Origin of the sequence: Streptomyces sp. NPDC042638 (assembly GCF_040647235.1) — a bacterium.
Lineage (GTDB): Bacteria > Actinomycetota > Actinomycetes > Streptomycetales > Streptomycetaceae > Streptomyces > Streptomyces rameus.
This window is the reverse complement of sequence record NZ_JBEZBT010000060.1, coordinates 37,686-46,982: the sequence shown is the minus strand read 5'-3', so window position 1 is coordinate 46,982 and position 9,297 is coordinate 37,686. Positions and strand designations below refer to the sequence as shown.

Sequence of the window (9,297 nt, the reverse complement as noted above, 5' to 3'; positions counted from 1 at the left end):
GAAGACGCCAGTGGCCAGCAGGTAGACGCCGAAGAGCACGCCGACGACGCGGAGCCGCGAACCGGTGCCCGGGGGCGGCCTCGGGCCGGCGGTCAGGCGGGACGCCGTACAGCGCTGCGGAAGCCGGTGTTGACGGCGGTGAGGCCGCCGTCGACGACCAGGGCGGTCCCGGTGATCCAGGCGGCGTCGCGGGAGGCGAGGAAGGCGACGGCGGCGGCGATGTCGTCCGGTTCACCGACCCGGCCGAGCGGGTAGAGGGCGCGGACGGCGTCGAGATCGTCGTCCCGCCCCTCCCATGCCGAGGTGCGGACCGTGCCCGGCACCACGAGGTTGACGCGGACGCCGCGGGCCGCCGCGTGCCCGGCGAGGGTCCGGGTGAGTGAGCCGAGGCCGGCCTTGGCGGCGCTGTAGGCGTGGTTGCCGAAGTCCTGAAGGCCGTTGACGGAGCCGATGCTGACGATCGCCCCGCGGCCGGAGGCGGCGAGGTGGGGCAGGGCGGCCCGGCAGCAGCGGTGGGCGCCGGTGAGGGTGACGTCCAGGTCGCGCGCCCACCCCTCGTCGGGGTCGTCCTCGAAGAGCGGGACGTCGGGGCTGCAGTGGGCGGCGCTGTTGACCAGCACGTCCAGCGCGCCGAAGGCGGTGACGGCGTGGTCGACGGCCGCCTCGACGGCGGCGCGGTCGGTCACGTCACAGGCGAGGGCCTCGGCGGTGAGGCCGTGTCGGCGCAGGGCGGAGGCGGTCAGCTCGGCCGCCGGCAGGTCCCGGTCGGTCACCAGGACCCGCCCGCCCTCCTCGGCGAGCCGCCGGGCGACGGCGGCGCCGATTCCGCGGGCGGCGCCGGTGACGAGTACCGCGTGTCCTGCGAAGCGCTTGAGATCGGTCATGGGAAGACGGTACGGGGGGCGATCGACATCCTGGGTAACGTGCTTCCATGACGGCGTTCCTGCAGCAACTCCCGGCACTGATAGGCGTGGTGATCGGCGCGGTCGGCTCGTATCTGGCGGTGGTGCGGAGCGACCGGGCGAGGTTCCGGCGTGAGCAGGCGGCCCGTTGGGAGGAACGGCGGCTGGCCGTCTACTCCGAGTACGCGCGCACGCTGAAGCGGGCGGTGACGCTGACGTACCGGGTCGCCGCCCATCTCGGCAACGACCCGCATCCGCATCCGCTGACGCCCGAGCAGGCCGCACCGCTGCTGGCGCAGGCGGCCCACGACCGGGACCCGGCCGGGGAGGCGCTGCTCCTGCTGGGCAGCACGGCGGTGGTGGAACGGGCCCGTGTCTGGGTCGTGACGCTGATGGACATGGAGCGGTTCCTGCGGGAGGAGACCCGCGATCCGCGGGCGTGGCAGAGCTGCTGGAGCGGCAGCGGAACGGCCGTGCGGGCTATTACACGGCCGTGCGCCAGGACCTGGAGCTGCCGCCGGGCCATCCGGCCCGGTGGCCGCTGCCGTCTTCCGCCGACGGTCAGCGGTAGCCCGTGGTGTCCGCCGGCTTCCCCGCGTCCTGCACCTCGACCAGGTACCGCCAGGCGTCGGGCCGGCTGCCGTCGAGGTCGGTGAAGCCGTACACCGGGGCGAGGCCGCCGCTGGAGAGCGACTGCCCGTTGAACCGGGCCACGTCGGGGTCTGCGGCCAGGGCGGCGACGGCACGGCCGGTGAAGCGCGGGGTCTCGGAGATGGCGAAGTGCGGTTCCCGCACCAGCGCGTCGCGCCAGTCGTCCTCGCGGACGCCGAACGCCTCCAGCATGATCTCCGAGCGCATCCAGCCGGGCGTCAGGGCCACGGCCGTCGCCCCGCGCGGGCCCAGTTCGTGGGCGAGAGCGAAGGCCATGCGCAGCACGGACGCCTTGGCGAGGTCGTAGAAGAAGTTCACGCGGTACGTGTCGCGGTTGTAGTCGGCGGTGCCGTCGGTGACCTCCACGACCAGGCCGCCGGGCCGGCGGAGCAGGAGCGGCAGCGCGTGGTGGCTGGTGACGGCGTGCGTCTCGACGGCGAGGCGGAGGAGCCGGAGTCCGTTGTCGAGGTCGTGCTCCCAGACGGGCGTGTTCCACTCGAAGAGCTTCTCGCCGCCCCAGATGTCGTTGACGAGGACGTCGAGGCGGCCCTGCTCGGCCGCGATCCGGGCCACCAGAGCGCGGACGGCGGACGGGTCCAGGTGGTCGACGGCTACGGCGATGCCCCGGCCGCCGGCCGCGGTGCCGAGGTCGGCGGTGTCCTCGACCGTCTCGGGGCGGTCGTACTCGGAGCGCTGGGCGCGGGTGCTGCGGCCGGTGACGTAGACGGTGGCGCCGGCCGCGCCGAGTTCGACGGCGATGCCCCGGCCGGCGCCCCGTGTCGCCCCGGCGACCAGCGCCACCTTGCCTTCGAGCGGTCCTGCCATGTCCTGCCTCCCGTGGGGTGCGACGGTTCGTCGTCCCCCACTGTCACCGGGAAGCCGGACATCTCCTGTCGGGATTCGCATCCGGCTTCGGGCGCCGGCGTCGTGTTCCCGGTCCCGGTCCGGCGGGCGGAGCGGGGGTCAGTGGCCGCGGTCGATCCACTCCTGCAGATGGGGTGCCTCGGCGCCGATGGTCGTGCTGTCCCCGTGGCCGGTGAGGACCTTCGTCTGCGGTGGGAGGGTGAGGAGCCGGTCGCGGATGGAGTCGATGATCGTCGGGAAGTGGGAGTAGGAGCGTCCCGTGGCGCCCGGGCCGCCCTGGAAGAGGGTGTCGCCCGTGAAGACGGTGGCGAGGCCGGGCTCGTACAGGCAGACGGCGCCCGGGGCGTGTCCGGGGGTGTGCAGGACGGTGAGGTCGGCGCCGGCCGCCTCGATGACCTGGCCGTCCTGGAGGTGCCGGTCCGGCTCGCGGTCGGGGTGGGTCTGCCGCCACAGGGTCAGGTCGTCGGGGTGCAGCCAGATGGTGGCGCCGGTGCGGGCGGCGAGTTCCGGTGCCGCGTTGACGTGGTCGTTGTGGGCGTGCGTGCACACGATCGCGGTGAGGCGCCGGTCGTCGACGGCGCGGAGGATGGCCTCGGCGTCGTGGGCGGCGTCGATCACGATCACCTCCCGCTCGTCGCCGACGATCCACACGTTGTTGTCGACGTCCCAGGTGCCGCCGTCGAGGGTGAACTGACCCGAGGTGACGAGGCGTTCGATGCGTACGGTCATCACAGCACCACCACCGAACGCAGGACGTCGCCCTGGTGCATCCGCTCGAACGCCTGCTCCACCTCGTCGAGTCGGACGGTCTCGGTGACGAACGCGTCGAGCGGCAGGCGGCCCTGGAGATGCAGGTCGATCAGCATGGGGAAGTCCCGGGAGGGCAGACAGTCGCCGTACCAGCTGGACTTCAGGGCGCCACCGCGTCCGAAGACGTCCAGCAGGGGCAGTTCGAGCTTCATCTCGGGGGTGGGGACTCCGACGAGGACGACGGTGCCGGCGAGGTCGCGGGCGTAGAACGCCTGCTGGTAGGTCTCGGGGCGGCCGACGGCATCGATGACGACGTCGGCGCCGAAGCCGCCGGTCAGCTCGCGGACCGCCTCGACCGGGTCGGTCTCCTTGGAGTTGACGGTGTGGGTGGCGCCCAGGCCGCGGGCCTTGTCCAGTTTGCGGTCGTCGATGTCCACCGCGATGATCTTCGCGGCGCCCGCGAGGTTCGCCCCGGCGACGGCCGCGCCGCCGACGCCGCCGCAGCCGATGACGGCGACCGAGTCACCCCGGCCGACGCTGCCGGTGTTGATCGCGGCGCCGAGGCCGGCCATGACCCCGCAGCCGAGGAGGCCCGCGACCGCTGGGGAGACGGCCGGGTCGACCTTGGTGCACTGGCCGGCCGCCACCAGCGTCTTCTCGGCGAAGGCGCCGATGCCGAGGGCCGGCGAGAGCTCCTGCCCGGTGGCGGCGAGGGTCATCTTCTGCCGGGCGTTGTGGGTGTCGAAGCAGTACCAGGGCCGCCCGCGCAGACAGGCCCGGCACTGTCCGCACACCGCACGCCAGTTGAGGACGACGAAGTCACCGGGGACGACGTCGGTGACGCCCTCGCCGACGGACTCCACGACACCGGCGGCCTCGTGGCCGAGCAGGAACGGGAAGTCGTCCGAGATGCCGCCCTGCTTGTAGTGCAGATCGGTATGGCAGACCCCGCAGGCCTGGACGCGTACGACGGCTTCGCCGGGACCGGGGTCCGGTACCACGATCGTCTCGACCCGTACGGGCTCGCCCTTGCCCGGTGCGATCACGCCGCGTACTTCCTGCGCCATGGTCTGGTCCCTTCTTCGGTTGCCTTCGCCGCCGACCCTACGCGCGACCGCTCGCCGGCGGGGACGGACCACGACGGTGATCGTGGATCTTTCCGCCACCCCCGACGGGAGTTGAGGCCGGTCACCGGGCCGCCCGCGAGGGGGCCGACTCCCCCTCCGCCCCCGCACAGCGGTGAGGGCCGCCCCCTGCCGGGACGGCCCTCGGTGCGGCGGACGGTCAGGACTCGACGGCCGGCACCAGGCCCAGGGCGGGCGTCACGAGTCCGGCGACCTGCCACAGTTCGCCCAGCCGGTTCAGCTCGCTGAGCTGGTTCAGCCCCCTCGCCTGCTCGGAGACCCGCGGGACCCCGGCCTTGTACTCGGCCGGGATGTCGCTGACGGTGAGCGAGTCGAGCACGGCCATGGGACTGATCTGCCCGGTGGCCGGTGCGCTCGCGTCGGCCGCGTTCGCCAGCGGCGCGGCAAGACCGGTGACCCCCGCGGCGAGACCGAGGGCGGCGACGATACGTCGTGTTGAGATCATGTCCTCAGCAACGGCCCCGGGCCCCGGCCGGACACGGGCGGCGGGACGCGCTCACCCGTGAGGCGGAGCGCGGCGGCTGCGCTTGCCGAGGCCGCCGCGGCGGAGGAGTCTCGAAGAGGGGCCCGTGCGGCTCGCTCCCGGACGGGCCGCGGGCGCCTGAAGGAGGTCATCATGGGTACCGCGACGGGGTCCGCTTTCGACACCGAGACACTACGCCGGGGCATCGAGGGGAACACCGGCAACACCCTTCTGTCGCTCTACAGCGACGACGCGGAGATCCGCATCGTCGACCGCAACAACCAGCCGAGCCACCCCACCGTTCTGCACGGCCGGGGCCAGATCGCCGAGTTGCTGGACGACATCTACAGCCGTGACATGACGCACAAGCTGGACAGGTGCGTGGTCCAGGGCGACCAGGTCGCCTACAGCGAGTCCTGCGAGTACGGGGACGGCACGCGGGTGCTCGCGGAGTCGATGGTCACCCTGCGGGACGGCAAGATCGCCGATCAGCTCATCATCCAGGCCTGGGACGAGTAGGACACCCGGCACGGCATCGGCGGGAAGGAGCGCGGGTCCAGGTCACCTCACGGCTGACCTGGGCCTTCTCGATGCGGGGCGGCAGGGGCCCAAGAGCGTACGAGCTCTCGGCTACGCTGTACGCGGGCCGTGACTGGCGCTGAGGTGGGGCACCACCGGGGAGCGGCCCGTGGTGTCTGCCGCGCGCCTGGGCGAGGAGAATCGATCCAGCTCAGGAGTGTGCAGCATGACCCAGGCCCGTCTGATGGACGGTACCGCGCTCGCCCGTCGCATCGTCGAGAACACCGCGCGACAGGCCGCCGGTCTCACCGAGCGGACCGGTACGGCACCGTGTCTGGCGACCGTGCTGGTCGGCGAGGACCCGGCGTCCGTGACGTACGTCCGCATGAAGCAGAACCGCTGCCGCAAGGCCGGCGTCGACTCGCGTCACGTGGCTCTGCCCGCGGCCACGACCACCGACGAACTCGTCGGCACACTGCGGGAGTTGTCGGACGATCCGGGTGTGCACGGCATTCTGCTGCAGCACCCGGTGGGCGACCACGTCGACGAGCGGGCCGCGTTCGAGGCGATCACGCCGGAGAAGGACGTGGACGGCGTCACCTTCGCCTCGTTCGCCACGATGAGTTTCGGACTGCCGGGCTTCGTCTCCTGCACGCCGGGCGGCATCCTGCGGCTGCTGGACGAGTACGGCGTCGACCCGGCCGGGAAGCGGGCCGTGGTGGTGGGCCGCAGCGCGATCCTCGGCAAGCCGGTGGGCATGCTGCTGCTGGCCCGGGACGCGACCGTGACGTACTGCCACTCACGCACCCGGGACCTGTCGGCGGCGGTCCGCGAGGCCGACATCGTCGTCGCGGCGGTCGGCCGGCCGGGGCTGATCGGCGGGCAGGACATCAAGCCGGGCGCGGTCGTGATCGACGCGGGCTACAACGCGGGGAACGTCGGCGACGTCGACTTCGACTCCGCCGTGGAGCGGGCCGCGCTGATCACTCCGGTGCCGGGCGGGGTGGGGCCGATGACGATCGCCACGCTGCTGGAACAGACCGTCGAGGCCGCCGCCCGGCAGCTCGGCGCCTAGGGCCTGTCTGACAACCGGCTGCCCGACCGACCCCGCCCCCGGCACGCTCCCCCGCCGCCCAGTCCGGCCCGGCCACGCGGAAGCGGAGTCAGGGGTCAGGGGTCAGGGGTTCCCGGGCCGCCGGGCGTCCGGCCGGAGCATCCCCAGCAGCAGCCGGACCAGCTCGTCCACCACCTCGTCCAGCGTGGCGTCCACCCAGCCGGCGGTCCAGTCGTGCAGCAGACCGTTGACGCTGCCGATGAAGGCCGTGGCGGCGAGGCGGTAGTCGCGCGGTGCCGCCTCGCCGCGCGCCACGGCCGCGTCCGCCTCGGCGCGGATGAGGTCGACCCACCGGGCCCGCCGGGCGAGGCGCTGCTCCTCCAGCCGGGGGCTGACGCCGATGATCTCCACGAAGGCGATGCGGCTGCGGCGCGGGTCGGAGGTGACCTCGCGGGCGTAGGCCCCGAAGAGCACGGTGACGCGGTCGGCCAGCGGCAGGCCGTCCGCGTCGGCCAGCGCGGCCACGACGGCCCGTTCCGCCCAGCCGTTGACCTGGAGGTGGAGCGCGGCGAGGAGGTCCTCCAGGGTACGGAACTCCTCGTAGAACTGGCGCGTGGACAGGCCGGCGGCCTGGCTCAGCGCGGCGACCGTGGTGCACCGGTAGCCGGGGGTGTCGCCGAACAGCTGCAGTGCCGCGTCCAGGAAGCGGCGGCGCCGCTCGGCCTGCCGTTCCGCCGCGGACCGGCCGCCGTAGCGTCCTGTCGGCGCTCTGAGCCTGCCCCCCACGCATCCCCCTCCGTCACCCCACCGGTCACCAATCTTGTCGTGCACACATCTTGCCGAGAAGACCACCTGCTCCTTACTTTTCAGTAAGTTCACTGTGAATGCGCCCGTGTTCAGATTCCCCCCGAGGAAAGAGAGCCGTCATGGCTGTCTCCAGAACCAGGCACCTTTGCTCCGTGGCCGCCGCCCTCGTCCTGACCGCCGCCGGTCCGGCGACCGCCGCCTCAGCGGCGTCCGACGCTTCCGACGGCCTGCGCGAGGTGCTGTTCGTCGGCAACAACTGGGACGGCACCGCCGATGTCATCAGGTCCTCCGGCGACTTCGCGAAGGTCGGCCGGATCAACGTCATCCCGGACAGGGACACGCGGATGGCGGAGATCAACGCGGACCCGATCAGGTGGATCTACTTCCAGGCCATCCGCAACAGCGTCGGCGAGGGCCACGACCAGTTCGCCGACGACATGTACTCGACACCGGACGGCCGGTCGGTGGTGGTGTCCCGGCCGAGCTTCGCCGATGTCGTCTCCATCGACCTGGCCACCGGGAAGCTCAACTGGCGTTTCCCGGTCGCCGGATACCGCGCCGACCACATGGCGGTCTCCCCGGACGGCACCCGCGTGGCGGTCTCCGCCTCGACCGCCAACACCGTGCACGTCCTGGACATCGGCACCGGCAAGCAGCTCGGGTCGTTCGCGACCGGTGACAAGCCGCACGAGAACATCTTCACCAGGGACGGCAAGTACATCTGGAACATGTCCATCGGTGACGTCAACACCGCCCTGGACGACCCCGGCTGGGACTGGACCAAGGGCGACCGGCACATCACCGTCGTGGACGCGACGACGTACAAGCAGGTCAAGGTCGTCGACATGCGGCAGCGGCTGGACGCGTTCGGGCTGAAGGACTTCTCCGACGCGGTCCGCCCGGCGGTGTTCTCCCCGGACGAGTCCAAGCTGTACTTCCAGGTGTCGTTCTTCAACGGCTTCCTGGAGTACGACGTCGCCACCGACAAGATCACCCGGATGAAGACCCTGCCGAAGAACCCGGCGACCAGCGAGGACCGCACGACCTGGGTCAACGACTCGCGCCACCACGGCATTTCGATGAACCCCGAGGGCACCAAGCTCTGCGTCGCGGGCACCATGGACGACTACGCGACCGTGGTCGACCGCGCCTCGCTCCAGGAGGGACCGCTGGTCACGGCGTCCAAGCCGTACTGGGCGACGGTCAGCGGGGACGGCAAGGACTGCATCATCTCCGAGAGCGGCGCCGACCAGGTGACCGCCATCGACTTCGCCACGGGCCGGAAGGTGGCGTCGGTCCCCGTCGGCGACCACCCGCAGCGCGTCCGGCTGGGACACGTGCGGGACGGCTGGACCGGCCCGAGCGGCGGTTGAGGGACCCCCGAGTCGTGGTCTCCGGGGTGCCCCCACTCGCTCCGGAGGCCACATAGCGGTCAGCACCGCGCCACCGCCCACGCCGCCGGTTCGGCCTTCGCCGGGGTCGGCAGGAGGCGTCGATCGCCTCAAGAGGCGTCGAGCCGCGAGCACCAGGTACGACGAACCGGCGGCCCGCCACGAGGCTACCGTCGCCGTTGCGGCGATCGGCGTGCGGTCGCGACGTACTGGTCCGACGACAACGCGAACACCCGTACTCGCCGACCGCAGGTGGGATTGACGGTCTCACGGACCGGATGCATGCCCAGTTTGCCCGTGATCCGCTCGGAGGCGTCGTTGCCCACCTGAACGACGCTGACGAGCCGCTCCAGTCCTCGCTCCTCGAACCCGAACCGTACAGCGGCCGCAGCGGCCTCGGTGGCCAAGCCCTGCCCCCAGTGAGAACGTCCCAGCCGCCAGCCGACCTCGACCGCCGGCAGTACCTCCGGCAAGAAGTGGGGCACCGAAAGGCCGGTGAACCCGGCCAGCTCGCCAGTGGACCGGATCTCCACGGCGAACAGGCCGAAGCCCTCCGACTCCCACTCGCTCTCCCACGCCTGCACCCCGCAGCGAGTCTGCTGTTCGTCACGGACGCTGCCGTCACGGATCCACCGCATGACCTCGGGGTCGGCATTGACGGCAGCCATGGGGGCGACGTCTTCCTCGCGCCAGCGACGCAGGATCAAACGGGGAGTCTCAAGTGTGACCATCCCATCATTGTGGATCACAC

Annotated in this window: 10 protein-coding genes, 1 pseudogene and 1 riboswitch; of the genes and pseudogenes, 4 read left to right on the top strand and 7 right to left on the bottom strand. The window is 72.0% G+C overall.

Translation table 11 applies throughout. The features are described from left to right. Positions 1–92: 92 nt before the first annotated feature. Positions 93–884 carry an SDR family NAD(P)-dependent oxidoreductase gene (locus AB0B40_RS32720; RefSeq protein ID WP_345048416.1) on the bottom strand — a complete coding sequence of 264 codons (792 nt, stop codon included), beginning with the start codon at positions 882–884 and terminating at the stop codon, positions 93–95. Between the two features lie 47 nt (positions 885–931). On the opposite strand from AB0B40_RS32720, the pseudogene AB0B40_RS32715 reads away from it, so the two are divergent. Beyond that, a pseudogene (locus tag AB0B40_RS32715) lies at positions 932–1,473 on the top strand (hypothetical protein). Here the strand turns inward: AB0B40_RS32715 and AB0B40_RS32710 are convergent. From AB0B40_RS32710 to AB0B40_RS32695, 4 genes are all read right to left on the bottom strand, one after another. Then, positions 1,464–2,378: an SDR family oxidoreductase gene (locus AB0B40_RS32710; RefSeq protein ID WP_362267139.1), complete on the bottom strand. Its 915-nt coding sequence runs from the start codon at positions 2,376–2,378 to the stop codon at positions 1,464–1,466. The pseudogene AB0B40_RS32715 and the gene AB0B40_RS32710 overlap by 10 nt on opposite strands. A gap of 138 nt (positions 2,379–2,516) precedes the next feature. Continuing rightward, positions 2,517–3,146: an MBL fold metallo-hydrolase gene (locus AB0B40_RS32705; RefSeq protein WP_345048413.1), complete on the bottom strand. Its 630-nt coding sequence runs from the start codon at positions 3,144–3,146 to the stop codon at positions 2,517–2,519. Further along, positions 3,146–4,234 (bottom strand): S-(hydroxymethyl)mycothiol dehydrogenase, encoded by a 1,089-nt coding sequence (locus tag AB0B40_RS32700; protein WP_362267137.1) that lies wholly within the window; start codon positions 4,232–4,234, stop codon positions 3,146–3,148. Before AB0B40_RS32700 ends, AB0B40_RS32705 begins: the two co-directional genes overlap by 1 nt. Positions 4,235–4,451: 217 nt before the next feature. Next, entirely contained in the window at positions 4,452–4,757 is a 306-nt protein-coding gene (locus AB0B40_RS32695; protein WP_345048410.1) for a hypothetical protein, read from the bottom strand. Positions 4,758–4,928: 171 nt separating this feature from the next. Here AB0B40_RS32695 and AB0B40_RS32690 point away from each other — a divergent pair, with 171 nt between their 5' ends. Both AB0B40_RS32690 and AB0B40_RS32685 read left to right on the top strand, forming a co-directional pair. Next, positions 4,929–5,294 carry a nuclear transport factor 2 family protein gene (locus tag AB0B40_RS32690; RefSeq protein ID WP_345048408.1) on the top strand — a complete coding sequence of 122 codons (366 nt, stop codon included), beginning with the start codon at positions 4,929–4,931 and terminating at the stop codon, positions 5,292–5,294. Positions 5,295–5,413: 119 nt separating this feature from the next. Further along, positions 5,414–5,494: riboswitch (ZMP/ZTP riboswitch) on the top strand. Positions 5,495–5,520: 26 nt separating this feature from the next. Next, positions 5,521–6,369, top strand: coding sequence for a bifunctional 5,10-methylenetetrahydrofolate dehydrogenase/5,10-methenyltetrahydrofolate cyclohydrolase (locus AB0B40_RS32685; RefSeq protein ID WP_345048407.1), 849 nt, complete (start codon positions 5,521–5,523; stop codon positions 6,367–6,369). Between the two features lie 102 nt (positions 6,370–6,471). Here AB0B40_RS32685 and AB0B40_RS32680 read toward each other — a convergent pair whose 3' ends face one another. Further along, a complete protein-coding gene (locus AB0B40_RS32680; RefSeq protein ID WP_345048405.1) occupies positions 6,472–7,134 on the bottom strand; it encodes a TetR/AcrR family transcriptional regulator in 663 nt (220 codons plus the stop codon). A 140-nt stretch (positions 7,135–7,274) separates the two neighbouring features. On the opposite strand from AB0B40_RS32680, the gene AB0B40_RS32675 reads away from it, so the two are divergent. Continuing rightward, positions 7,275–8,528 carry a YncE family protein gene (locus tag AB0B40_RS32675; RefSeq protein ID WP_362267134.1) on the top strand — a complete coding sequence of 418 codons (1,254 nt, stop codon included), beginning with the start codon at positions 7,275–7,277 and terminating at the stop codon, positions 8,526–8,528. A 185-nt stretch (positions 8,529–8,713) separates the two neighbouring features. Here AB0B40_RS32675 and AB0B40_RS32670 read toward each other — a convergent pair whose 3' ends face one another. Beyond that, positions 8,714–9,277 (bottom strand): GNAT family N-acetyltransferase, encoded by a 564-nt coding sequence (locus AB0B40_RS32670; protein ID WP_345048403.1) that lies wholly within the window; start codon positions 9,275–9,277, stop codon positions 8,714–8,716. Positions 9,278–9,297 lie beyond the last annotated feature (20 nt).

Bases quoted from the DNA above. Each gene is read 5' to 3' on its own strand.
- AB0B40_RS32720 (WP_345048416.1), bottom strand. From the start codon at position 884: ATGACCGATCTCAAGCGCTTCGCAGGACACGCGGTACTCGTCACCGGC.
- AB0B40_RS32710 (WP_362267139.1), bottom strand. From the start codon at position 2,378: ATGGCAGGACCGCTCGAAGGCAAGGTGGCGCTGGTCGCCGGGGCGACA.
- AB0B40_RS32705 (WP_345048413.1), bottom strand. From the start codon at position 3,146: ATGACCGTACGCATCGAACGCCTCGTCACCTCGGGTCAGTTCACCCTC.
- AB0B40_RS32700 (WP_362267137.1), bottom strand. From the start codon at position 4,234: ATGGCGCAGGAAGTACGCGGCGTGATCGCACCGGGCAAGGGCGAGCCC.
- AB0B40_RS32695 (WP_345048410.1), bottom strand. From the start codon at position 4,757: ATGATCTCAACACGACGTATCGTCGCCGCCCTCGGTCTCGCCGCGGGG.
- AB0B40_RS32690 (WP_345048408.1), top strand. From the start codon at position 4,929: ATGGGTACCGCGACGGGGTCCGCTTTCGACACCGAGACACTACGCCGG.
- AB0B40_RS32685 (WP_345048407.1), top strand. From the start codon at position 5,521: ATGACCCAGGCCCGTCTGATGGACGGTACCGCGCTCGCCCGTCGCATC.
- AB0B40_RS32675 (WP_362267134.1), top strand. From the start codon at position 7,275: ATGGCTGTCTCCAGAACCAGGCACCTTTGCTCCGTGGCCGCCGCCCTC.
- AB0B40_RS32670 (WP_345048403.1), bottom strand. From the start codon at position 9,277: ATGGTCACACTTGAGACTCCCCGTTTGATCCTGCGTCGCTGGCGCGAG.